This is a genomic window from Roseinatronobacter sp. (assembly GCF_051859525.1).
In the GTDB taxonomy this organism is placed as follows: Bacteria; Pseudomonadota; Alphaproteobacteria; order Rhodobacterales; family Rhodobacteraceae; genus Roseinatronobacter.
The window spans coordinates 34,973-58,843 of record NZ_JBHYFM010000017.1 but is presented as its reverse complement, the minus strand read 5'-3'; the positions used below and the strand labels follow the sequence as shown (position 1 = coordinate 58,843).

The 23,871-nt window shown below is 61.6% G+C and carries 25 protein-coding genes and 1 tRNA gene; 13 read left to right on the top strand and 13 right to left on the bottom strand.

The genetic code is table 11. From position 1 onward, the window contains the following. The first annotated feature begins 876 nt into the window (after positions 1-876). Positions 877-1,353 carry a fasciclin domain-containing protein gene (locus ACTIE1_RS12515; protein WP_439562738.1) on the top strand — a complete coding sequence of 159 codons (477 nt, stop codon included), beginning with the start codon at positions 877-879 and terminating at the stop codon, positions 1,351-1,353. Between the two features lie 69 nt (positions 1,354-1,422). Here ACTIE1_RS12515 and hemE read toward each other — a convergent pair whose 3' ends face one another. Continuing rightward, entirely contained in the window at positions 1,423-2,472 is a 1,050-nt protein-coding gene (hemE, locus tag ACTIE1_RS12510; protein WP_439562732.1) for a uroporphyrinogen decarboxylase, read from the bottom strand. 109 nt (positions 2,473-2,581) lie between these two features. Between hemE and hemC the strand changes: the two genes are divergently transcribed. The 3 genes from hemC (at position 2,582) to ACTIE1_RS12495 (ending at position 6,078) form a co-directional block, all read left to right on the top strand. Next, entirely contained in the window at positions 2,582-3,541 is a 960-nt protein-coding gene (hemC, locus tag ACTIE1_RS12505; protein ID WP_439562731.1) for a hydroxymethylbilane synthase, read from the top strand. Positions 3,542-3,646: 105 nt separating this feature from the next. Further along, on the top strand, positions 3,647-5,071 hold the full coding sequence (locus ACTIE1_RS12500) for a YcjX family protein (protein WP_439562730.1): 1,425 nt from the start codon (positions 3,647-3,649) through the stop codon (positions 5,069-5,071). Next, positions 5,068-6,078: a YcjF family protein gene (locus ACTIE1_RS12495; RefSeq protein WP_439562729.1), complete on the top strand. Its 1,011-nt coding sequence runs from the start codon at positions 5,068-5,070 to the stop codon at positions 6,076-6,078. The genes ACTIE1_RS12500 and ACTIE1_RS12495 overlap by 4 nt, the downstream gene beginning before the upstream one ends. 126 nt (positions 6,079-6,204) lie before the next feature. Here ACTIE1_RS12495 and ACTIE1_RS12490 read toward each other — a convergent pair whose 3' ends face one another. From ACTIE1_RS12490 to ACTIE1_RS12475, 4 genes are all read right to left on the bottom strand, one after another. Continuing rightward, positions 6,205-6,777: a peroxidase-related enzyme gene (locus ACTIE1_RS12490; protein ID WP_439562728.1), complete on the bottom strand. Its 573-nt coding sequence runs from the start codon at positions 6,775-6,777 to the stop codon at positions 6,205-6,207. Between the two features lies 1 nt (position 6,778). Then, entirely contained in the window at positions 6,779-7,495 is a 717-nt protein-coding gene (locus tag ACTIE1_RS12485; protein ID WP_439562727.1) for a GNAT family N-acetyltransferase, read from the bottom strand. Further along, positions 7,492-8,223: a competence/damage-inducible protein A gene (locus ACTIE1_RS12480; protein WP_439562726.1), complete on the bottom strand. Its 732-nt coding sequence runs from the start codon at positions 8,221-8,223 to the stop codon at positions 7,492-7,494. Before ACTIE1_RS12480 ends, ACTIE1_RS12485 begins: the two co-directional genes overlap by 4 nt. Before the next feature lie 88 nt (positions 8,224-8,311). After that, on the bottom strand, positions 8,312-8,857 hold the full coding sequence (locus ACTIE1_RS12475) for an NADPH-dependent FMN reductase (RefSeq protein WP_439562725.1): 546 nt from the start codon (positions 8,855-8,857) through the stop codon (positions 8,312-8,314). Positions 8,858-8,987: 130 nt separating this feature from the next. Between ACTIE1_RS12475 and ACTIE1_RS12470 the strand changes: the two genes are divergently transcribed. Then, on the top strand, positions 8,988-10,640 hold the full coding sequence (locus ACTIE1_RS12470) for a thiamine pyrophosphate-binding protein (protein WP_439562737.1): 1,653 nt from the start codon (positions 8,988-8,990) through the stop codon (positions 10,638-10,640). A 61-nt stretch (positions 10,641-10,701) separates the two neighbouring features. Here the strand turns inward: ACTIE1_RS12470 and ACTIE1_RS12465 are convergent, their stop codons facing one another. From ACTIE1_RS12465 to ACTIE1_RS12455, 3 genes are read right to left on the bottom strand one after another with little or no spacing between them, the layout of a single operon-like run. Further along, complete coding sequence (locus ACTIE1_RS12465; RefSeq protein ID WP_439562724.1) at positions 10,702-11,349, bottom strand: HAD-IA family hydrolase; 648 nt, start codon at positions 11,347-11,349, stop codon at positions 10,702-10,704. Further along, positions 11,346-11,915, bottom strand: a complete 570-nt coding sequence (rsmD, locus tag ACTIE1_RS12460) for a 16S rRNA (guanine(966)-N(2))-methyltransferase RsmD (protein ID WP_439562723.1) — start codon at positions 11,913-11,915, stop codon at positions 11,346-11,348. Before rsmD ends, ACTIE1_RS12465 begins: the two co-directional genes overlap by 4 nt. After that, positions 11,912-13,117 (bottom strand): NAD(P)/FAD-dependent oxidoreductase, encoded by a 1,206-nt coding sequence (locus ACTIE1_RS12455; protein WP_439562722.1) that lies wholly within the window; start codon positions 13,115-13,117, stop codon positions 11,912-11,914. The genes rsmD and ACTIE1_RS12455 overlap by 4 nt, the downstream gene beginning before the upstream one ends. An 86-nt stretch (positions 13,118-13,203) precedes the next feature. Between ACTIE1_RS12455 and ACTIE1_RS12450 the strand changes: the two genes are divergently transcribed. The 8 genes from ACTIE1_RS12450 to ACTIE1_RS12415 all read left to right on the top strand — a co-directional run bounded on the left by ACTIE1_RS12450 (position 13,204) and on the right by ACTIE1_RS12415 (position 20,356). Continuing rightward, on the top strand, positions 13,204-13,692 hold the full coding sequence (locus tag ACTIE1_RS12450; protein ID WP_439562721.1) for a peroxiredoxin: 489 nt from the start codon (positions 13,204-13,206) through the stop codon (positions 13,690-13,692). A 3-nt stretch (positions 13,693-13,695) separates the two neighbouring features. Further along, positions 13,696-14,865: a GNAT family N-acetyltransferase gene (locus tag ACTIE1_RS12445; RefSeq protein WP_439562720.1), complete on the top strand. Its 1,170-nt coding sequence runs from the start codon at positions 13,696-13,698 to the stop codon at positions 14,863-14,865. A gap of 19 nt (positions 14,866-14,884) precedes the next feature. Continuing rightward, complete coding sequence (locus ACTIE1_RS12440; protein WP_439563424.1) at positions 14,885-15,175, top strand: 4a-hydroxytetrahydrobiopterin dehydratase; 291 nt, start codon at positions 14,885-14,887, stop codon at positions 15,173-15,175. A 154-nt stretch (positions 15,176-15,329) separates the two neighbouring features. Then, entirely contained in the window at positions 15,330-16,433 is a 1,104-nt protein-coding gene (locus tag ACTIE1_RS12435) for a THUMP domain-containing class I SAM-dependent RNA methyltransferase (protein WP_439562718.1), read from the top strand. Between the two features lie 92 nt (positions 16,434-16,525). After that, the gene (locus ACTIE1_RS12430; protein WP_439562717.1) at positions 16,526-17,518 is read left to right on the top strand and encodes a KpsF/GutQ family sugar-phosphate isomerase; all 993 of its coding nucleotides are present in this window, start codon (positions 16,526-16,528) and stop codon (positions 17,516-17,518) included. Next, positions 17,515-18,306, top strand: a complete 792-nt coding sequence (locus ACTIE1_RS12425; protein WP_439562716.1) for a 3-deoxy-manno-octulosonate cytidylyltransferase — start codon at positions 17,515-17,517, stop codon at positions 18,304-18,306. Before ACTIE1_RS12430 ends, ACTIE1_RS12425 begins: the two co-directional genes overlap by 4 nt. Next, the gene (gene kdsA, locus ACTIE1_RS12420) at positions 18,303-19,148 is read left to right on the top strand and encodes a 3-deoxy-8-phosphooctulonate synthase (protein WP_439562715.1); all 846 of its coding nucleotides are present in this window, start codon (positions 18,303-18,305) and stop codon (positions 19,146-19,148) included. Before ACTIE1_RS12425 ends, kdsA begins: the two co-directional genes overlap by 4 nt. 281 nt (positions 19,149-19,429) lie before the next feature. Next, positions 19,430-20,356 (top strand): sugar kinase, encoded by a 927-nt coding sequence (locus ACTIE1_RS12415; protein ID WP_439562714.1) that lies wholly within the window; start codon positions 19,430-19,432, stop codon positions 20,354-20,356. Positions 20,357-20,428: 72 nt separating this feature from the next. On the opposite strand, the gene ACTIE1_RS12410 is transcribed toward ACTIE1_RS12415, so the two are convergent. The 5 genes from ACTIE1_RS12410 to ACTIE1_RS12390 form a co-directional block, all read right to left on the bottom strand. Next, positions 20,429-20,505: transfer RNA gene (locus tag ACTIE1_RS12410), tRNA-Asp, on the bottom strand. A 64-nt stretch (positions 20,506-20,569) separates the two neighbouring features. After that, a complete protein-coding gene (pssA, locus tag ACTIE1_RS12405; protein WP_439562713.1) occupies positions 20,570-21,307 on the bottom strand; it encodes a CDP-diacylglycerol--serine O-phosphatidyltransferase in 738 nt (245 codons plus the stop codon). A 1-nt stretch (position 21,308) separates the two neighbouring features. Then, positions 21,309-22,007 (bottom strand): phosphatidylserine decarboxylase, encoded by a 699-nt coding sequence (locus tag ACTIE1_RS12400; RefSeq protein ID WP_439562712.1) that lies wholly within the window; start codon positions 22,005-22,007, stop codon positions 21,309-21,311. Positions 22,008-22,024: 17 nt separating this feature from the next. Beyond that, positions 22,025-23,149: a tRNA guanosine(34) transglycosylase Tgt gene (gene tgt / locus ACTIE1_RS12395; protein WP_439562736.1), complete on the bottom strand. Its 1,125-nt coding sequence runs from the start codon at positions 23,147-23,149 to the stop codon at positions 22,025-22,027. A gap of 103 nt (positions 23,150-23,252) precedes the next feature. Continuing rightward, positions 23,253-23,867, bottom strand: a complete 615-nt coding sequence (locus ACTIE1_RS12390; RefSeq protein ID WP_439562711.1) for a Smr/MutS family protein — start codon at positions 23,865-23,867, stop codon at positions 23,253-23,255. Between the last annotated feature and the right edge of the window lie 4 nt (positions 23,868-23,871).

Sequence of the window (23,871 nt, the reverse complement as noted above, 5' to 3'; positions counted from 1 at the left end):
TCTGAGCCAGGATCAAACTCTCAAGTTGAAAGCTGAATAATCAGCTATCCTTGACGTCAAACCCAAGCACATATCACACGATCAGGAACTGAACCCCAATCGCGTTACCTCTGTTCTGTGCTTCCGTTCCAAAGAAACAAAAGCCGCAAAACAGTGAAGCTGACACTCACATCATCGAATGGCACAAACCAAACTAGCGAGCCGATATGTGTCAGGCCGATCCATCGAAATAGACCAAACCGCCCACATATCTCTTCAAGTTTCCAAAAATTTCAAACAGCACAGAAACAAAAACACACGTAAGAAGCGCCATACATAAGGCGCATCCACATGCATACCTGTCCCTAAATCTCAACCCTCAAACAACCAATCTCACAACCAGCCGCCCAAGGCAACCAACCGCGTTCCCGCCGCCGGTGAAGCGCTATCTAGGCAATCAAACAAATACACGCAAGAGACAATTCAAAGAAAAAATGAAAAAAAGAGCCTGCCAGATGAATATGACCGTTTCTTGAACATTTGCTGCACAAATCAGGCATCCGCTTTTATGAAAATTACCCAAGCGCAGCGGATCAAAGAGCAGGTCAGGGGAATCAGCTGCATCATATGACCTGTCGGACCGAATCTGGCAGGCGGGGAAGCGGCACCGCACCTGCGGTTTGGCGGGCGGGTCGGGCATTGCCTTTTGCAAGAGAAGAATCAGGGGCCGGATCAGCGCGAAACAAACACAACACTGTCATTGGATTTTATGTTTTCAACGGGCTTAGGTGCGACGCGCGGATTTCAATAGCACTCAAGAAAACTTGTCCTTCATCCAGATCCGGTTTGCCCGCGTATCGCTTGCATCATCACCAAGTAAAACCCATGGAGGACGATATTATGATGAAATCTACCTTGAGTGCAGTTGCAATGGCCGCCGTTTTTGCAGCACCCGCCTTTGCAGATAACCATGATATGGACATTGTGGATATTGCCGCCGGTAACGAGGCATTCTCGACGCTGGTGGCGGCAGTCACTGCAGCGGGGCTTGTTGATACGCTGAAGGGCGACGGCCCTTTCACTGTGTTTGCGCCCACAGATGATGCGTTCGCGGCCCTGCCCGAAGGCACGGTAGAGGCGCTGCTGGATGATATTCCGACCCTGACCGCGATCCTGACCTATCACGTTGTCCCCGGCGCTGTCATGTCGGGCGATCTGGCGGATGGCATGATGGCTGGAACCGTGAACGGCCAGTCCGTGACCATCGGGGTCGGCGATACGGTAACTGTGGATGGCGCAACGGTCATTCAGGCCGATATCGAAGCCAGCAACGGGGTGATCCATGTGATCGATTCCGTGATCCTGCCGGAATAATTTCCGCACCCCCCCAACGCCGGTAGAACCGGTGCGAGCGGGCGGCCATTGTGCCGCCCGTTTTCGGTTTTACGCCTTGAAGCTGCGCACAGTCTCGATCATCAGGGCAACATTTTCCGGGTCCGCATCGGGGGTAATGCCATGGCCCAGATTGAAGATATGCGGCCCCTTGCTGAAGGCGCGGACAACACGCGTTGTATCATCCACCAATGCCTGCCCGCCCGTAACCATATGGCTGGACGCCAGATTGCCCTGCACGCAGCCGTCGCATTGCACATGTTCTGCCGCCCATGCCGGCGTCACCGAATTGTCGATGGCCACACAATCCGCCCCTGTGGCACGCCCGAACCCGATATAGCCGTCACCGGCTTCGCGCGGGAAGGCAATGACAGGCACGCCGGGGTGGCGTTCATTGATGGCCTTGATGATCTGGCGGGCGGGTTCCAATGCGTAGCGGGTGAAGGCATCGCCCTTCAGCGACCCTGCCCAGCTGTCGAAAATCTTGACAACTTCGGCGCCCGCCTGAATTTGCATCGACAGATATTCGATTGTTGCCAGTGTAATGCGATCCATCAGGGCATCGAATGCCTGCGGCTCGGATTCGCGCATGGTATGGGCCGGTCCCTGATCGGGGGTGCCGCGTCCGGCAATCATATAGGTGGCCACAGTCCATGGCGCGCCGGCAAAACCGATCAATGTCGTCTCGCGCGGCAATTCGCGCGACAGGATGCGCACGGTTTCATAGACAGGCGACAGGGTGTCATGAATCGCATCCACGGGTTTCAGGGCATCCACACCGGCGCGACTGGTAATCTGGGACAGGCGCGGCCCTTCGCCGGTGACAAACCACAGGTCCGCGCCCAGCGCCTGTGGCACCAGCAGAATGTCTGCAAACAGGATTGCCGCGTCGAACCCGTAGCGGCGAATCGGCTGCAAGGTGACCTCGGCCGCCAGTTCGGGGTTGTAACACAGCGACAGGAAATCCCCGGCCTTTGCCCGCGTGGCGCGATATTCCGGCAGATAGCGGCCCGCCTGACGCATCATCCAGATCGGCGGCGTTGGCAGCGTTTCGCCTGCTAAGGCGCGCAATATGGTCTTGGTCGGGGCGGGTGCGGTCATGCGTATACTCTCCTTGAATTCCTCTCTCGTCCCAAGCCCCGCACAGGTTGTCAAGTGCAGTGTACACTCTGCGCTTGTAAGGACAGTAGCGCAGCGCTAATCAAGTGCCATGACACATGTATACCCGACCCCCGACCAACCCCTGAAAATCGGCACACGCGGCTCGCCTTTGGCACTGGCGCAGGCCCATGAGACACGCGCGCGGCTTATGGCCGCATTCGACCTGCCCGAACAGGCATTCGAGATTGTGCCCATCAAAACAACAGGCGACGACCGCAGCATGATCGACGCCGACCGCCCGCTGAAGGAAATCGGCAACAAGGGCCTGTTCACCAAGGAAATCGAAGAGGCCATGCTGGCAGGCCGCATCGACATTGCCGTGCATTCCATGAAGGATATGCCGACCGAACAACCCGACGGGCTGGTGCTGAACTGCTATTTGCCGCGCGAGGATGTGCGCGATGCGTTCGTCTCTCGGCGCGGGGTCGCATCGCTGGCCCAGCTGCCTGCGGGTGCGGTTGTCGGCACATCCAGCCTGCGGCGCAGGGCGCAGTTGCTGAACCGCCGCCCCGACCTGAACGTGGTGGAATTCCGCGGCAATGTGCAAACCCGCCTGTCCAAACTGGACAATGGTGTGGCCGATTGCACCTTTCTGGCGATGGCGGGCCTGAACCGGCTGGACATGGCGCATGTCGCAAGTTCCGCAATCGACCCCGAAGACATGCTGCCCGCCATCGCCCAGGGGGCCATCGGCATTGAATGGCGCAGCACAGACGACCGCACTGCCGAAATGCTGGCGCGACTGCATGATATACCCACGGCCCAACGGCTGGCGGCGGAACGCGCCTTTCTGGCGGGGCTGGACGGGTCTTGTGAAACGCCCATCGCCGGGCTTGCCGTGATAGAGGACGGCGAAATCTGGTTGCGCGGCGAGATCCTGCGACCTGACGGGTCCGAACGGCTGTTTGACGAAGTGCGCGCACCACTGGCCGATGCGGCACTGCTGGGGCAGGACATGGCCGCAAGATTGCGCGCGCGCGCGCCTGCCGGTTTTTTTGACTGGCACTGATACGCCACAGGGAAACATAAGGACGCCTGACTGCGCCGTTTCACGCGATCACTGGCAAGTTGCGCACACGCCCCTTATCTATGATCCATCAGATAAGGGGCAGGCATGGCATCCGGCAGATTGACATACAGGCTCGCCGATCAGGTTGAACGCGCTGGCGCCACAGTCACAGGCGCAATTTCAGGGGTGTTTTCCGAACCCGCGCTGCGGCTGGGGGTCACCGGTCTGTCAGGCGCAGGCAAGACAGTGTTCATCACCTCGCTGGTGGCCAACTTGCTGGATCGCGGGCGTATGGGCCGGATGCAGGCCGTGGCAGGTGGCCATATCGAAGCGGCCTTCCTGCAACCGCAACCCGATGACACCTTGCCGCGCTTTGAGTACGAAAAGCATCTGGCCGCGCTGACCGGCCCAGCGCCCCACTGGCCCGAAGGGACGCGCCACATCTCGCAATTGCGGCTGTCGTTTCGGGTGCGCCCTGCGGGGTTGCTGTCGGGCATCAGGGGCAGCCGTATCCAGCATATCGACATCATCGACTATCCCGGCGAATGGTTGCTGGATCTGGTGCTGCTGGACAAAACCTATGCGCAATGGTCCGGCGAAACACTGGCACGGCTGGAAAACCGCCCCTATGCACAGACGTTCCTGACCCGACTTGCCGCAACCGACCCCGCAGCGCCACATGACGAAGCGACAGCGCTGGCCCTGACCGACTCCTTCACCGCTTATCTGCACACAGCCCGCACGAAGGGGCTGCCCGACATCACCCCCGGCCGTTTGCTGCTGCCCGGCGATCTGGCAGGATCGCCCGTGCTGACATTCGTGCCCATGACCGGCACAGGCCCGCGCGGGTCACTGGCGCGTGAAATGGCGCGCAGGTTCGACGCCTATAAGGCACAGGTGGTCCGCCCCTTTTTCCGCACGCATTTCGCCCGCATCGACCGTCAGGTCGTGCTGGCCGATGTGCTGGGCGCAATCCATGCGGGGCCGGATGCGGTGGACCGTCTGGGGCAGACAATGACGGAACTTCTGTCAACATTTCGCCCCGGTCGCACAGCATGGCTTGCCCGCATTCTTGGCGGCAAACGGGTCGAACGTATCCTGTTTGCCGCCACCAAGGCAGACCACCTGCACCACAGCCAGCACCCCCGCCTGACCGCGATCACCACCGCGCTGCTGCGCCAGTCGCGCGACCGCGCCGATTTTGCAGGCGCGAACACGCATGCTGTTTCCCTTGCAGCCCTGCGCGCCACCGTCGAGGAACAGCACGAACAGAATGGCCAGATGCTGGATTGCGTGCGCGGCAAACTTCTTGACAGCGGCAAGCAGGCCGCTTTTTACGCAGGCGATCTGCCCACAGACCCCGCCCGGATCATCGGCCAATCGGGGCGCGACACACCGCGCTGGCTGGATGCGGATTACCAGTTCATGCGATTTGCCCCCGCCCCCCTGACCCGCGCACCCGGCGACGGGCTGCCCCATATCCGGATGGACAGCGCTGCCGAATTCCTGATCGGGGATCTTTTGACATGACTGACAGAAAACCCGTCCTCCTCGAACTTGATGGGGTGGTCCCCCCCGCCAGCCCAGACACCGCGCCCCCCCTGCCGGATGATGACGGCCCGCCCGGGCAGGCCGGCAGCGGACGCGCAATGCAGCTTGCCATGCTGGGCGCGCGTGCAAGATTCACAGTCTGGGCGAAACTGGGCTGGACCGCATTTGCAGGCTTTGTGACACTCGCCCTCACGGTAACAGCATGGGATTTTGTGACGGGCCTTGTCAGCAGAAACCCCACACTTGGCTATCTCGCATTTGGGCTGATGGGCCTTATTCTTGCGGCGGGCTGCGTGATGGCACTGCGCGAATGGACAGCTATCCGCCGTCTGCGTCGCATCGACAGGCTGCGCCAGCAAGCGCAGGGCGCCAGAACCACGCAGGACCGCCCCGCAGCGGCAACGACGCTCGCGGCGCTTATGGCGCTGTATGCCGACCGGCCCGACATGCGCTGGCCGGTTGACCGCATGACCGAAATCGCAGGCGACCAGCCGGATGCCGAGGCCCTGCTGGATCAGGCCGAGGCCACGCTTCTCGCCCCGCTTGATGCCGCAGCGCGCCTTCAGGTCGAAACCTCCGCACGGCAGGTGGCGCTGCTGACCGCCATGATCCCCCTTGCCCTGGTCGATGTGATCGCCGCCCTGATCACCAATCTGCGCATGATCCGCCGGATCTCTGAAATTTATGGCGGGCGGGCAGGCACCTTGGGCAGTCTGCGTCTGCTGCGCGGGGTTATCACCCATCTGCTCGCAACAGGGGCCGTCGCCGTGGGCGAGGATATGGTCGGCGCGCTGGCCTCGGGCGGGATCGTCTCGAAACTGTCGCGCCGCTTTGGCGAAGGGGTCGTGAACGGCGCACTGACAGCGCGACTTGGCATTGCCGCAATCGAAATCTGCCGCCCCCTGCCCTTCCAGACACTACCCGCACCGCGCACAACCGCCATAATGCGCCGCGCCGTCAGCGGTCTGTTCGACAATGTTTCGTAATTTCACGCTGGCCCAAATATCCACGGGGTTGCCCAAGGGGGGCGTGCCCCCCTTGGGGCGGGGGGTTCAGCACGGGTCGCAGACCCGTGATGCCGGGGGGCAGCCGCCCCCCGTCCCCCCTTCCGGTCAGGCCTTTCGCGCCATGGCATGATATTCGGGGTTCGGTTCCATTCCCGTAGCCGACGCCACCCTGTTGGACATCGAGAAGAACCCCACCACTGCGATAATGTCAAAAATATCGCGGTCGGAAAATCCATGCGTGCGCAGGGCGTCGCGGTCCCCCTCGCCCACCTTGGCGCTGGCCTCGGTGACAAGGGCCGCAAAATCCAGCATGGCGCGGGTGCGTGCATCCAGCGGCGCGGCGCGGTAATTCATGACCATCGCCTCGCCCAGCGCCGGATCGCCCGACAATTCGCGCACGGCTGCGCCATGGGCGACCTGACAATACCAGCACCGGTTGATCGACGACACGACCACGGCAATCATCTCGCGCTCCAGCTTGCTCAGGGCGCTGTCACCCAGCATCAGGTCATTATACATACCCACAAAAGCGTCGAATTTTGCGACATCGAACAGATAGGCCTGCAAGACATTCGGCACCATGCCCAGTTTCTGCTGTGCAAGGTCCAGATATTTCTGTGTGCGTTCCGGCAATGGGTCAACCGCTGGCAGGTTCAGCTTTGTCACTTGCTTGGACATGTCAGTCCCCCTTCTGACGATAGGAATATTGTGCCATCACCTGCATGCCCAGTGCGTCATACAGCGCGCGCGCCGGTGCGTTTGCTTCGGTCACGGCCAGTGCCAGCCATTGCGCGCCCTGTGCCTGCGCCCAGAATGCGGCCCCTTGCAAGATATTGCGCGCAACGCCCTTGCGGCGCAAGGCGGGGGCCACTTCGACCGCGTGCACCATGGCAATACCGTCATGGACAGCACAAAAGGCAGCCCCAGCGGCGCGGTCCTGACTGCGCGCGATCAAACCCGCTTTCGGCCCGCGCGCGCGCGACATCACCTGCACCCGCGCCGCCCCGATACCCCCGTCAGCCCAGATCCTGCGCATGATCGCCAGCGGCGGCCAGACCGGATACAGGCTGATGGCAGGGGGTTCTTGTGCAATGGCGGCAATCGGCGCGGCATAGATCACACTGGGGTCGACACAGCGATACCCATGCACGGCCAGCCGGTCCTGCAACAATGTCTGACCCGCGCGCAGCATGAAAAGCGGGGCCTGTGACAGGGCGCGCATGGCGGCCTCGGCTTCTTCAATGCTTGCGCCCTCATCTGTCGTGGTGGCCGCGCTGACGCGCTTGCCGCCGCCAGCGCCATCGCGGATGATCCAGCCCGACACCGCCTTGTGCGACAAGGCGGGCCATGTCCCCTCCAGCGCAGCGAACAGCGCGTCAGGGTCAGGCAGTGTCACGCAACGGCCTCGGGGAACAATTCGGACAGTCGCACCATAGCCGCATCGACCTGCGCACGCGCCTGCCCGCGCACAACGACATTCGCCCCGTAAACCCCGTCACGCTGGAACGGATAGCACCCGATGGACAAATCGGGATAGGCGGCGGCCAGCGTGGACAGATCGGCCGCGATCTCGCCCTCGCCACGGTTGACGCACAGGGACTGGCTGTAAAGCGCCTGCCCTGATGTCAGCAGCGGCAGCACGGACGCCACCATCGCCTGAAACACTGCGGGCACACCCGCCATCACATGCACATTGCCAATGCTGAACCCCGGCGCCGAGGAAACGGGGTTTTCAATCAGGCTGGCCCCGTCCGGAATACGCGCCATACGCAGCCTTGCGGCGTTCAACTCCAGCCCCGTGCGCTGGTAATGCGCAGCCAGAATGGCGCGCGCATCGTCGCGTATATCGACATTCACCCCGAAGGCTGCCGCCACCGCATCGGCAGTAATATCATCATGCGTGGGGCCAATGCCGCCGGATGTGAACACATAGTCATATTCCACCCGCAGTGCATTCAGGCTTGATACGATCTTTTCATGTGTGTCGGACACAATCCGCACTTCTGCCAGATCAATGCCGCGCGTGCTTAGCTGTCCCGCCAGATAATGCATATTCGCATCACGGGTGCGCCCCGACAGGATTTCATCACCGATGACCAGCATCGCGGCGGTGGGGTTGGACATTCGTATCTCCGATCTAACTGCCTTGTTCTGGTATAGAAGCGCGGCGTGCAGGTTTCAAACCCTTGTCGCACGCCCATACGCGGATTTGTCAGTCGCGGGTCAGTTCCGCCTCTTGGCGCAGCGCGCCCATCAGGTCCGACAGCAGATTGACATAGCTTTCCGTGATCAAGCGCCCGTCAGCGTCGAAATGGTCCTTCGGGCCAGCGACCAACACTTCTGGGCCTTGCAGCAGGCGCGGGCGAAACGGCACCATCATCAGGCGCAGCGCGAATTGCGACCGTTCCCCGCCTGCGCGCCCCGCTGCGGCCGACACGATCGCCACAGGCTTGCCCGTCCATGGCGCGCCCCCGCGACTTAGCCAGTCCAGTGCATTTTTCAGAACACCGGGCGGGGCCTTGTTGTATTCGGGGCAGGCAATGACAACGGCATCCGCCGCCTTGATCTGGTCTTTCAGGCGGGTGACTTCGGGGGGCATGCCCTGCGCCTCCAGATCCTCGTCAAACAGCGGCAGGCGCAAATCGCCTTCGGTAAATCCTGCGCCATCAAACAGGCGCGCAGCCTCCAGCAACAATTTCCGATTAAAAGATTGCGCGCGCAGCGACCCGCACAGACCGACAAGTTTCAAATCCGACATGGAACCTCCTTCAGGCATATGTGTTCATAGCTAGGGAAGAACCGGCGAATAGCAATCATCGCGGTTGAACATAGGGCTGCAATCTCCCAAACTGGCGCGGAACAACAAGCAAGGCGAGGCATTCATGACCATGCGACATGGCGGGCAAATTCTGGTGGATCAACTTAAGGCCCAAGGCGTGCGCCGCGTTTTTTCCGTGCCGGGCGAAAGTTTTCTTGCGGCACTGGACGGGTTGCATGAGTCCGGCATTGAAAACATTGTCTGCCGCCATGAAGGGGGCGCCGCCATGATGGCCGAGGCCCATGCAAAACTGACCGGCCAGCCGGGCGTTGTTTTTGTCACCCGCGGACCGGGGGCCACGAATGCGTCCAGCGGCATTCATGTCGCCATGCAGGATTCCACACCGCTGATCATGTTCGTGGGCCAGATCGACAACCGCCACCGCGACCGGGAGGCGTTTCAGGAAGTCAATTACCGCGAATTCTTCAAGCCCATCGCCAAATGGGCCGCCGAGGTGGACCACACCGACCGCCTGCCCGAATATATCAGCCGCGCCTTTCATCAGGCTGGTTCGGGACGCCCCGGCCCTGTGGTGCTGGCATTGCCCGAAAATATCCTGTCCGCCCGCGCCGATGTGCCCGACCTGCCTGCCGTGGCCCCAACCCCGCCCGCAGTGTGTTCCGAACAGATTGATGCCGTGCTGGACATGTTGTGCAAGGCCAAACGCCCGCTGGTGATTGCAGGCGGGTCGGTCTGGTCCAGCGACACGGCGCATGCCCTTGCGCAGTTTGCGGGAAATTTCGGCCTGCCGGTTTGCGCGACCTTCCGGCGGATGGACCGCATCGACAACCGTAACCCGAATTATGCGGGCGATCTGGCCGTGGGCATGAACCCCAAACTGGCGCAGCGCCTGCGCGATGCCGATTGTCTGCTGGTTCTGGGGTCACGGCTGGGCGATATCGTGACCGGCGGGTATGAACTGGTGGACCCCGCCAGCCCGAACAAGACCGTCATCCATATTCACCCCGATCCCAACGAGCTGGGCCGCGTCTATCGCCCCGATCTGGCGCTGGCGGCCCCTGCAGTGGATTTCATTGCCAAACTGGCAAAGCGCGATGCCCCCACGCATGCCGACTGGGCCGACTGGACGCGCGCGGCACACGCCGATTATCTGGATTGGGTCACCCCTGTTGAAACACCGGGTGCTGTGAAACTGGAACAGGTGATCCATGCATTGTCCGACCACCTGCCCGAAGATGCGATTGTGACCAACGGGGCGGGCAATTACGCGGCCTTCCTGCACCGTTACCTGCGCGCACGCGCCTTTCCGGGCCATCTGGCACCGACTTCGGGGTCCATGGGCTACGGGTTTCCGGCCGCGATTGCCGCCAAGCTGGAACACCGTGATCGGGCGGTGGTCTGTTTTGCAGGCGACGGCTGTTTCCAGATGACCCTGAACGAGATGTCCACCGCCCGCCAGCATGGCGCGAATATCATCGTGATCGTATGCAATAACGGTCAGTATGGCACCATCCGCATGCATCAGGAAAAAACCTATCCCGGACGGGTAAGTGGCACAGGGCTGTTCAACCCCGATTATGCCGCACTGGCGACGGCCTATGGCGGGCATGGCGAACGGGTGGAACGTACAGAAGATTTCCTGCCTGCCTTTGACCGCGCGATGGCGGCAGGGCGTCCCGCGATTGTGGAACTGGTGCTGGACCCTGACGCATTATCGCCATCGCTGACCGTGGCGAAGGCACAGGCGCTGGCGGGGTCCTGAATTCATAAGGGGGGCGAGGGCGCTGCCCTCGCGCTCCCGGGATATTTGGGCCAGAATGAAATCAGATGGACAAAAGCGCTGGCAGGTCGGGCATTTTGTGAAAGACGGTTGCGCCCTGCGCCGCAAGATGGGCCCCGTCGCAATCGGGGGCGTAACCGAAACACCGCATGCCTGCGGCACGCGCCGCGCGCGCGCCTGTTGCGCTGTCTTCAATCACGACGCAGGTATCGGGTGCATGGCCCATGACCGCTGCGGCATGCAGGAACAGGTCAGGCGCGGGTTTCGGATGCGCCACATCCTGCGCGGCAAAGACATTGTTTGTGAACCTTGCGGTCAGTTCGGGGTGCTGGCCCAAAGTGACCTTCATCTTGGCATACCGCCCGTTCGAGCCGATGCAATAGGGGCGTTGCGCGCGATCAAGCGCTTGCAGCACATCCACGATACCGGGGATCATGGGCGTGCCCAGTGCAAGATGGTCGCAAAGCCGCGGGTAGAATGTTTCCACCCAGTCGGGCGGCAAACCTGCGCCCAGTTCCCGGGCGCGTTCCGCGACACCCGCAATCGTGCCGCCGACAAAAAGCCCCATGATCTGGTCCAGCCGCAGGTCAAGCCCGTGTGCGGCCATTTCATCGCGGATAAACCTGTTGGACAGGATTTCGCTGTCGACGATAACGCCGTCGCAATCGAAGATCACCAATGCGGGTGTCATGTTGTCCCCTGACATGTGAGAAGTGAAACATATGTGTCCCCGTAACGGCGCTGGTCCAGCAGATGCAAGCCGGGGGGGGCGGGTTGGGGGGCGTTTTCTTCCCAGACGATCAGCGCGTCATCTGCCAGCCAGCCGCCCGCCTGCGCGCTGGCCAGCGCCAATGCGCCCAAGCCCTGACCATAGGGCGGGTCCAGAAACACCAGCGAGAAGGCCGCAGCGCGGTTTTCACCCAAAGCTGTGGCATCGCGGCGGAACACTTTGCTACACCCCATGGCGCGGAGTTTTTCAATATTCTGGCGCAGCAACCCGCGCGCCACTGCGCCATCATCCACAAATGTGACATGCGCGGCCCCGCGCGACAGCGCTTCCAGCCCCAGCGCGCCAGTGCCTGCAAACAGGTCCAGCACGCGGGCATTTTGCAGCACATCGCCATAGCCGCCATTGACCAGCAGGTTGAAGATCGATTCGCGCACGCGGTCCGATGTGGGTCGCAGATGCGCCTGCGCATCACCGCTGCCCAGATCGGCTAGTTTGGTGCCGCGAAACCGCCCGCCAATCACCCTCATGGCTGCAACAGGGATTTCAGGTCGATGGCGGGGTCTGTCACCTGTGCGGGATCAGGACTGCGGCCGGCTGCAATCAGGCGTTTGGCCAGCATGAAAGCGCGCGGATCATTTAGCGCATCCACCGCCAGCAGCTTGTCGCCCGCGTAATACCAATGGCTGCGCACCCCTGCTGCATCGCGCACCGCCACACGGTCATAGCCCAGATTCAGCCCTGCGATTTGCAACTTCAGGTCATACTGATCGGACCAGAACCACGGCATGGGGTCATAGTCCAGCCCCGCACCCAGCATGTTCTGCGCCACCAGTTCAGCCTGATCTATGGCGTTTTGCACCGATTCCAGCCGCAACCGCTGGCCACGCCACGGAAAGGACGCGCAATCGCCCGCGGCCCATACCTTGTGGTCGGATGTGCGGCCCTGTGCATCAACCGCGATGCCGTTTTCCAGATACAGGCCCGCCGCGTCAGCCAGCGCCGTGTCAGGCACCACGCCGATACCCGCAATCACAAATTCGGCGGGCAGCACGTCCCCGTTGGCCAGACGCACAGCGGTAACGCAGTCTTCCCCCTCCAGCGCGGCCAGTCCGGTATTTTCCAGTATCCGCACCCCGTGCGACTGATGCAGCGCGCGAATCGCATCTGATGTTTCGGGCGCTGCCACACGTTGCAAAATACGCGGCGCCATTTCGACAACCGTCACGCCCAGCCCGCGTTTGGCCGCAACTGCCGCCGCTTCCAGCCCGATATAACCGCCACCGATGATGACAAGCTGGCGACCGGCGACGAATTCCGGTGCCATCGCGTCCACATCGGCCAGGGTGCGCACAGTATGCACGCCCGCCAATGCCCCGCCCATGGCTGCGGGCAGATTGCGCGGCACCGTGCCGGTTGTCAGTGCAAGCTGGTCATAGGCAATCGCCTGCCCACCCACCGTGACCGTGCGCGCGATCCGGTCAATCGCAGTGACAGGCGCGCCCAGAAGCAGGTCAATATCATGTTCGTCATAGAAACTGGCAGGGCGCAGATACAGCCGTTCCAGCGCCATATCCCCCAGCAGATAGGCCTTGGACAGGGGCGGGCGCTGATAGGGTGGCACGGCTTCCTGCCCGATCAGGGTAATCTTGCCCGCAAACCCCGATGCACGCAATTTCGCCACAAGGGATGCACCTGCCTGTCCGGCACCAATGACGACTATTCTTTCCATACGCTGCCCCGCTGCCTCTGGCTTAATCTGTGTTGGACCCTATATCTTGGTAAGTGGCAAACACAACACAGCAAGGAGCATATATAATGGCAATCACCACCGGCGACACCCTGCCCGCCGCCACATTCAGCCGGATCGGCGCAGAAGGGCCTGAACAGATTGACCTGTCCAGCCTGACCAAAGGCCGCAAGGTTGCAATTTTCGCAGTGCCGGGCGCATTCACGCCCACCTGTCATTCCGCGCATGTGCCCAGCTTCATCCGCACCAAGGATGATTTCGCCGCCAAGGGCGTGGACGAGATTATCTGCATTGCCGTCAACGACCCCTTCGTGATGAAGGCATGGGGCGAAGCGACAGGCGCGACCGAGGCGGGCCTGACCCTGCTGGCCGATGGCACAGGGGCCTTCACGAAATCCATCGGCATGGATTTCGACGCACCACCTGTCGGCCTGATGGGCCGGTCCAAACGCTATGCGATGCTGGTCGAGGATGGCAAGGTCAGTGTGCTGCACACCGAAGAAAGCCCGGGCACCTGCGACGTATCAGGTGGCGAGGCGCTGCTGGCCGCGATCTGATCCATGGACGGGGGCGCGCTTTCGGTCACGCTGGTTCCTGATCTGGGGCATGTCAGCCCGCAGGATTGGGACGCCTGTGCCTGTCCGGAAGCGGCCCTTGGCCGCCCGCTGGACCCGTTTACAACACACCGTTTCCTGCGTGCACTGGAAACATCGGGTTCCGTGGGTGCGGCTGCGGGGTGGGAACCGCGTCACCTGATCGTGCGAAACGGCGGCCAGCTGGTTGCCGCCGCCCCCATGTATGTGAAATCGCATTCGCAGGGCGAATATATTTTCGACCACGCATTTGCGCAGGCCTATGGCCGTGCGGGTGGCGACTATTACCCCAAACTGCAAATCGCGGTGCCCTTCACGCCCGCAACGGGGCGGCGTTTACTATGCGCGCCCGATATGGACGACGCAGGGCGCGCGGCCCTGCTTCAGGCACTTGCGCAGATTGCCCGCGACAATGCGCTGTCATCCGCGCATGTCACATTCTGCACCGAAGCCGAGTCGGCGGCGGGCGCGGAGCTTGGCTTCCTGCCGCGCGTCACCGAACAATTCCACTGGGAAAATCGCGGCTATGCCGGTTTCGACGATTTTCTGGCGGATTTATCCTCGCGCAAGCGCAAGACCATCCGCAAGGAACGCGCACAGGCGCAGGGCTTTGGCGGGGACATCCGGCACTATACGGGCGCGGACATCCAGCCTGCGCATTGGGACGCCTTCTGGACCTTTTATCAGGACACTGGCGCGCGGAAATGGGGCACGCCCTATCTGACGCGCGCGTTCTTCGATCATATCCATGATACGATGCGCGATGACATTTTGCTGGTGCTGGCGGAACAGGGTGGCCGGCCTGTTGCGGGGGCGCTGAATTTCATTGGTCGTGACTGTCTGTTCGGGCGCTATTGGGGCTGCATCGAGGACCACCCCTGCCTGCATTTCGAACTGTGCTACTATCAGGCCATGGACTTCGCCATTGCCCATGGCTTGCACAGGGTGGAAGCGGGCGCGCAGGGCATCCACAAACTGGCGCGCGGGTATATGCCGTCGCGCGTGCATTCCCTGCACTATTTCCCGCAACCGGGGTTTCAAAAGGCAGTTGCACGCTATCTGGCGGATGAAACGCAGGCCATCAATGATGAAATGGACATCCTGCGCGACCATGCGCCGTTTCGCAAACAGACCTGACAGATAGGGGGTAAATGACATGGCCGAAAAACTGACCGACACCCAGTACCTAGACGCACTGCTGGCCAATGGCTGGCACAGGACGGACGGGCGCGATGCGATTGAAAAGAAATTCACCTTTGCCAATTTCGCCGAAGCCTTCGGCTGGATGACGCGCTGCGCAATCCTTGCCGAGAAGATGGATCACCACCCCGAATGGTCCAATGTCTACAAACATGTGACTGTGGTGCTGACAACACATGACGCGGGCGGGCTGACCGATCTGGACGTGAAACTGGCCCGCAAGATGGACCAGTTCGCCGCCAATTGACGGGGACCATCCATCACAGACCGGCCCTGCGCCCGGCCAGCGTGGCAAGTGCACCGCGCCACGCGGTGCACGGGGGCGGGCGGGTGGGCCACGTTGGTCGGGCGCATTCCTTTTTCTTCTGGCACAGACGCGCAATTCCCCCTATGCGACAGCCATGGAAAACACATCTTTCCCCCTGTTCCTTGCCTGCCTGCCGGGGCTTGAACCTGTTGTGGCGCAAGAAGCGCAGGCCTTGGGCCTGCCGTCGCCTGTCATTGTAGCCGGCGGGGTGGAAACAACGGGGGCATGGCACGATGTCTGGCGTGCAAATCTGTGGGTGCGCAGCGCCAGCCGCGTTCTGATCCGCATAGGCCAGTTTCGCGCGCTGCATCTGGCCCAACTGGACAAACGCGCGCGCAAGTTTCCATGGGTCGACTTTCTACGACCGGACACGCCGCTGCGCATTGATGTGACCTGCACCCGCTCGCGCATCTATCATCAGAAAGCTGCGGCGCAGCGCATTGCAACCGCAATCACCGAAACCCTTGGCGCGCCTGTCACCGCCGAAGCCGAGCTGCGTGTGATGATCCGCATTGATGATGACATGGTCACCATCTCGCTGGACACATCTGGCGAGGGGTTGCACAAACGCGGCCATAAACTGGCCACCGGCAAGGCGCCCTTGCGCGAAACCATGGCCGCGGCGTTCCTGCACCAGATGGGGTTTGACGGCACACAACCCGTGATCGACCCAATGTGCGGGTCGGGCACGTTCCTACTGGAAGCTGCCGAACGCGCCGCTGGCCTGCCGCCCGGTCGCACACGCCCCTTTGCCTTCCAGAACTTCGCCAGCTTTGACGCCAGGGCGTGGACGAAACTACAGGCGCACGCCCCCAAAACCCCGCCCTTGCAGTTTTTCGGCTTCGACCGCGATCAGGGCGCGATCCAGAACGCCCGCGCCAATGCGACCCGCGCGGGCGTGGCGGACTACACCGCCTTTGCCTGCCAGCCCATCAGCGCGCTGACACGGCCCGACACGCCCGCCGGTCTGATCATGGTCAACCCGCCCTATGGCGGGCGGATCGGGAACGCGGCCAAACTGTTCGGGCTGTATGCCACGCTGGGGCAAGTGCTGCGTGAACACTTCGCAGGCTGGCGGCTGGGGCTTGTCACATCGGAACGCAAACTGGCCCATGCCACGGGCCTGAACCTGCAATCCGGTCCCCCCATTCCCCATGGCGGGCTGAAAGTGCAGCTGTTCCAAAGCGGCCCGCTATAGCGCGGGGTGGACATGGCTTGTCGTCACGCCCACAATCTGAAACAAACCAAACATGCGCTGATACCGGCATGAATGACGCGAAAGGCCAGCAAATGGCACATATTTCAAGCACCGCCCCCGGCCCGGAAGAGGCACCGGACATTATCCGCAAGGCGGCAGCCGATACCGTCGCGGTAGAGGCGCGCGCGCTGGACTACCTGTCGCAGAACCTGCCCGCTGATCTGGAACCCGCGATCCACCATATCCTGAACATCAAGGGCCGTGTGATCGTATCGGGCATTGGCAAATCCGGCCATATCGGTCGCAAGATTGCGGCCACGCTGGCGTCAACGGGCACGCCCGCCTTCTTCGTGCATTGCGCCGAAGCCAGCCATGGCGATCTTGGCATGGTCACCAATGACGACATCTGCCTGCTGATCTCGAATTCCGGTGAAACCACCGAATTGCGCGACATGCTGTTTCACATCAAGCGCTTTTCAATTCCCATGATCGGCATTTCCTCGCGTCCGGACAGCACGCTGATGAAGGCCGCGACCTACCGCCTGACATTGCCGCAGCTGCCCGAAGCCTGCCCCATCGGCATGGCCCCCACCACATCTACCACGCTGACACTGGCATTGGGCGATGCGCTGGCCGTGGCCTTGATGGAAGTGCGCGGTTTCATGCCCGAAGATTTCCGCCTGTATCATCCCGGCGGCAAGCTGGGCGCACAGCTGAAAACCGTCGCCGATTTCATGCATGAAGGCGACTCGCTGCCATTGCTGGACCACAGCGCAGATATGCAAACCGCCCTGCTGACCATGACATCCAAAGGGTTCGGCGTGGCGGTTCTGATGGATGGGCCGCGCATTGTGGGCGTCATGACCGATGGCGACTTGCGCCGCAACATGGACGCTCTGATGAGTGTGCGACCCGCTGATGTGGCCAACCCCAGCCCCGTGACCGTGCAGCCCGACATGCTGGCCGCCGAAGCGCTGGCACTGATGAATGCGCGCAAGATCAGCGTGTTGCTGGTTGCCACGCCAGCAGGTACACCTATAGGCATTGTTCATATCCACGATTTCTTACGCGCGGGGGTCATGTGAAAACCGTTTTGTTCATTCCGGCACGCTATGCGTCCACCCGTTACCCCGGCAAACCGCTGGTAACACTTCGCCAGCGCGACGGGTCCGCCAAATCCCTGATCCAGATGAGTTGGGAAGCCGCCCTGCAAGTGCGCGGCGTCGATGCCGTCTATGTCGCCACTGACGATGACCGCATCGCAGATGCCGCGCGCGGGTTCGGGGCCGATGTGGTCATGACATCCGAAAGTTGCGAAAACGGCACGGCACGTTGCGCTGATGCGCTGGCACGGCTGGCCATTGCGCCCGATCTGGTCATCAACCTGCAAGGCGATGCGCCGCTGACACCACCCTGGTTTGTCGAGGCCCTGATCGACGCCATGCAGGCCGACCCGTCCGTGGGCATGGCCACGCCTGTGCTGCGCTGTGACCGCCAGACCTATGAAAATTTCATCGACGACCGGCGCAACGGGCGTGTCGGCGGCACCACCGCTGTCTTTGACCAGAATATGAACGCGCTTTATTTCTCCAAGGAAGTGCTGCCCTTCATTGATGCAGGCAAAGTGCCCGACCCGATTCCCGTATTCCATCACGTCGGCGTCTATGCCTATCGCCCGTCGGCACTGGCGCAATATGCCGCGATTCCGCCTTGCACACTGGAGAATCTGGAAGGGCTGGAACAGCTGCGCTTCCTGTATGGCGGGATACCCGTGCGCTGCGTCGAGGTGGATGCGCGCGGGCGGGTGTTCTGGGAACTGAACAACCCGATGGACGTGGCACGGATTGAGTCTGCATTGCAGGAGGCACCATGATCAAGACAACCCCCATCCAGATCGGTGACATCAGCATCGGCGGCACACATCCCTTCACCCTGATCACCGGCCCGTGCCAGTTGGAAAACCTGGATCACGCGCGCATGATGGCCGAACGCATTGCCGCCGCCTGCGCGCCCACGGCAACCCGCTTCATTTTCAAGGCCAGCTATGACAAGGCAAACCGGTCATCCATCGGCACGCAGCGCGGGCTTGGCATGGATGAAGGGTTGCGCATTCTGGACCAGATCAAACGCGAATTCGGTGTGCCGGTGCTGACAGATGTGCATGACGCGCGCCAATGCGCCCCTGCCGCCGAAGTCTGCGACGTGTTGCAAATTCCCGCGTTTCTGTGCCGGCAAACAGACCTGCTGCTGGCCGCTGGCGAAACCGGCGCGGCCATCAATGTCAAGAAAGGGCAGTTTCTGGCCCCGTGGGACATGGGCAATGTCGCCGCCAAGATCGCGTCCACCGGCAATACGCGCATCATGCTGTGCGACCGTGGCACGTCCTTTGGCTATAACACGCTTGTCAGCGATTTTCGTGGCCTGCCCACAATGGCGCAAACCGGCTATCCTGTGGTGTTTGACGCCACCCATTCGGTGCAGCAACCCGGCGGGCAAGGCACCACATCAGGCGGGCAACGCGAATTCGCGCCTGTTCTGGCGCGCGCCGCTGTCGCCGTGGGTGTGTCGGCGCTGTTCATCGAAACCCATCAAGACCCCGACACCGCCCCGTCAGACGGGCCGAACATGATTCCGGTGGACAGGATGGAGCAGCTAATAGGCCAGCTGCGCGCGCTGGATGATCTGACAAAATCGCAGCCGCATATCGCGCTGTAGACGTCACAAAACATGTGTTGCGGCAGCGCTGTGCAGTCGCGGCTTGATACTGGCGTTGACGCGCGGGTCAATGCCTGCAGCGTGGGGCGCATACCCCTGCGCCCCGTTCAGGCCGATAAATGCGTCATTCCCATATACCGCAGCGTTTGCCCATCCCGCCGAAAGATTGACATCTGCATCGCCGCAGTGGACATAGGTGTTCAGCTAATATTCCAGTTTTGCCCCCAAACCTGCGCCCCACCCCGCAGAACTGAAACCATACTCAAGACGGGACATGACACATGACAAAACCGCTTATTCTGTCCATCGGCGAAGCAATGGTGGAACTGTCCCAAACCGGACAACCCGACCAATGGCGGCTTGGCATTGCAGGCGACACATTGAACACAGCGTGGTATTTGCGCCGCCTTTTGGGAAATGACTGGCGTGTGGGGTATATGTCGCGGGTGGGACAGGGCGATTTTTCGCAACGCATGCTGGATTTCCTGAACACTGAGGGGATCGACACCACCCATGTCAGCCGTGACCCTGCACGCGAAATCGGCCTGTATGCCATCAGCCTGAACAACGGCGAACGCAGTTTCAGCTATTGGCGCGACACATCTGCAGCCAAGGCCCTGGCAGATGACCCCACCCTGCTGAAGCGCGCGCTTGAGGGGTGCAAGATCGCGTATCTGTCCGGCATCACAATCGCCATCCTTTCCCCTGCTGCCCGCCAGACCCTGCATGCAGCGCTGAAAACCGCGCGCGCTGCGGGCACAACGGTGGTGTTTGACCCCAATCTGCGCCCGCGCCTGTGGGACGATACAGCCGTCATGCGCTGCGGGATCGAGGGCACAGCCGCCCTTGCCGATCTGGTCCTGCCCAGTTTCGACGACGAAGCCACCCATTTCGGCGATGCCGACATGCAGGCCACAATCGCGCGCTACCTGTCGCTTGGGGCCGGTCATGTGGTCGTCAAGAACGGGGGCGGCCCGATGTGCTTCGGCGGCGCGCATGGCGCGGGTGACATCACTGACCTGACGCCCGAAACCCCGGTTGATACCACATCGGCCGGTGACAGTTTCAATGCGGGCTATCTGGCCGCATGGCTGCGCGGTGCGAATTGCGCGACCGCCATTCGTGCAGGCCACGCCCTTAGCCGAGAGGTCATCGGCCATCGTGGCGCGCTGGTCCCGCAGGCGGTTGCGGCTGTCACCGCGCGATAAGACCGCGACCACTGGCCCGCAGGCATTCCGGAACTAAAAAACCCCCACCCGAAAGGGCAGGGGTTTTTTAAGTGGCGCGGTTGACGGGGCTCGAACCCGCGACCCCCGGCGTGACAGGCCGGTACTCTAACCAACTGAGCTACAACCGCGCTATGGCGTCCAATTATGCGAAGCGTCTGCCCGCGTCAAGCGGCTATCGGCAAAAAAGACCCGCTAGGCGGTGTCTTTTTGTTTACGGAAATGACGCAGCGCCAAACTGGCCAGAACACCAAGATAAACAAGATCCGCAACAACCAGCGTGATCCATGTCCGCAAGAACAGGAAACCCACGAAAACACTCATCCCGACCAGAACCCAGATGGCGTATTCGCGCTTGATCCTGATTCCCTTCAATGACGGGGTTGGCAGGCGCGACACCATCAGCAAGCCCACCACCGACAAATAAAACGCCGTCAGAACCGGAAATCGCGACGGGTCCACCAGACCGGCCAACCCCGCATAGACCGGCAACAGGCCCAGCATCGCACCGGCTGGCGCAGGCACGCCCACAAAATGGCGCGTTGCCGTATCGGGGCCTGCGCGACTTATATTGAACCGCGCCAGACGCAGACAGGCACAAACAGCAAACACCAGAACAAACACCCAGCCAAATCCCGCCATGGGACCAGTCAGCGCATACCCGAACACCAGAATACCGGGCGCCACACCGAAACTGACAAAATCCGAAAAGCTGTCCAGTTCCGCCCCGAAGGAACTTGCCGCATTCAGCTTGCGCGCCAACAGACCGTCAATGCCATCAAGGATGGCCGCCAGTATGATCAGCGCCGCCGCCAGTTCAAAGCGCCCGTCAAACGTATAGCGAATGGCACTTAGCCCCGCACACATGCCCAGAATGGTGACAAGATTGGGCACAAGCTGCACGAATGACAGGGTATCGCGACGGTATGGCATATCAGCGAATCGCCGCCATGCGGCGCGGCTCGCCGCTTGTCAGGTCGGCAATCACGGTTTCTGCGGAAATCATTGTCTGACCCAGCGCCACCAGCGGTTCCACACCATCGGGCAGATACACATCCACACGCGACCCGAACCGGATCATCCCGAAACGCGCGCCGGTGTCCAGCATCTGGCCTTCTTCCACCTCGCACAGGATGCGTCGCGCCACCAGTCCGGCAATCTGCACCACGGCAATCTTGCGCCCGTCAGCCATTTCCAGCGCCATGGAATTGCGTTCATTGTCAACCGACGCCTTGTCCAGTGACGCATTCAGGAACTTGCCGGGCCGGTAGGCGATCTTGGCCACCCGCCCTGCAATGGGCGCACGGTTCACATGGCAGTTAAAGACATTCATGAACACCGAAACGCGCGTCAGGGGCTGGTCGCCCATTTCCAGTTCAGCGGGGGGAACGGCGGGTTCGATCAGCGAAATCACCCCGTCAGCGGGGCTGACCAGAAGCCCTTCGCGCACAGGGGTCTGACGGTCAGGGTCACGGAAGAAATAGTAACACCACACTGTCAGGCCAACGCCCACCCAGCCCAGCGGCTGCCAGATCAGGAACAACACCAGCGTGACCACGGCAAATATCGGGATGAATTTATATCCCTCCTTGTGGATCGGCTTCACCACGGTCGAAAGCATGTCAGCGGCCATACGGCCCTCCTGTTATGTCAGATGGGGTCTATATCACCCTCGGCACGCCTCGCATGGAAGGACGCAGCGAACCTGTCAAGGTTGCCTTCTACAATAGCGTCCCGCAACCCCTGCATCAACCGCTGGTAATAAGCCAGATTATGCCATGTCAGCAGCATGGAGCCGATGATCTCATCCGCCTTGATGACATGGTGCAAATAGGCACGGCTGTAATTGCGGCAGGCAGGACAGGTGCAGCCATCTTCCAGCGGGCGCGGGTCATCACGGTGGCGCGCATTGCGCAGGTTCACTGGCCCGCGCGCCGTCCAACCCTGCCCCGTACGGCCCGACCGCGACGGCAGAACGCAATCGAACATATCAACCCCGCGCTGGACCGCGCCGACAATGTCATCGGGCTTGCCCACACCCATCAGGTAGCGCGGCTTGTCATCGGGCAGTTGCGCGGGGGCATAATCCAGCACATCGAACATCAGCTCCTGCCCCTCGCCCACGGCCAGCCCGCCAATGGCGTAGCCGTCAAATCCGATTTCGCGCAGCTTCTCGGCACTCTCGCCCCGCTGGTCACGATAGATGGACCCCTGCTGGATACCAAACAGCGCATGGCCGGGCCGGTCGCCAAACGCCGCACGCGACCGCGCCGCCCAGCGCATGGACAATTCCATCGACGCACGCGCCACTTTCTCATCAGCGGGAAAGGGGGTGCATTCATCGAAGGACATGACAATGTCAGACCCCAGCAAACGCTGGATTTCCATGGACCGTTCGGGGCTAAGCATATGGCGCGACCCGTCTATATGACTGGCAAAGCGCACGCCTTCCTCTGTCAGCTTGCGCAGGCTGGCCAGCGACATAACCTGAAACCCGCCCGAATCCGTCAATATGGGCCGGTCCCAGTTCATGAACTTGTGCAACCCGCCAAGGGCTGCGATGCGTTCGGCGGTGGGGCGCAACATCAGGTGATATGTGTTCCCAAGCAGAATATCCGCACCCGTTTCGCGCACCGATTCGGGCATCATGGCCTTGACCGTCGCCGCCGTACCCACTGGCATGAAGGCAGGCGTGCGAATGTCGCCGCGCGGGGTATGAATCGTGCCGCTGCGGGCGCGGCCGTCACGGGCGGAAATGTCGAAACGGAATGTCATCTGTCTGGCCTCTTGCTCGGACATGCCCCTTTGCCGCAAATCCCCGCGCTTGCCAAGGGGCCGCCCTGCCCGTTCATCTTGCAAAAAATACTCAATACCGCCGTCAGGGGCGCGACTTGCGCAAATATACATAATACGCGCCACTGCCCCCGTGGCGCAGATGCGCCTCGCGCAGTTCCAGCACCGCGCCGGACAGGGGTGCCATACGCAACCATTGCGGCACATCATGTTTCAGCGCCCCGCGTCTGCGCGGGATCGGGCCGTCATCGGCGACGGTCTTGCCCTTGCCAGTGATCACCAGAACCAGTCGCAAACCCTGTGACTGGGCGCGCAGGATAAACCCGTTCAACGCTGCATGCGCCTGTGACAATGTCATGCCATGCAGGTCAATGCGGGCTTCTGGTTGCAGTTTCCCCTTGGTCATGCGCTGGAACTTGCGCTTGTCCATGCTGACCGTGGCACCCGCCAACGCATCCGACAGCGCGGGCGCAAGGTCATGCATGGCGGTGCCACCTGACGGGCTTGGCCGCAAAATCGTGCTGCCCTGCGGTCGCACCTTCGGGCGTGGCTTCTTGGGCGCAGGGGCAAACGCCTGCTCGGTCATCTCCGGGGTGTCGAATGCTTTGGCCAGATCGGACCGCAAGGGCCGCGCGCTTTTCGCGACGCGGCCCCAAAGTTCCAGATCATCGGGATGTAACCTGCGGGATTTGCGGGTCATCCCC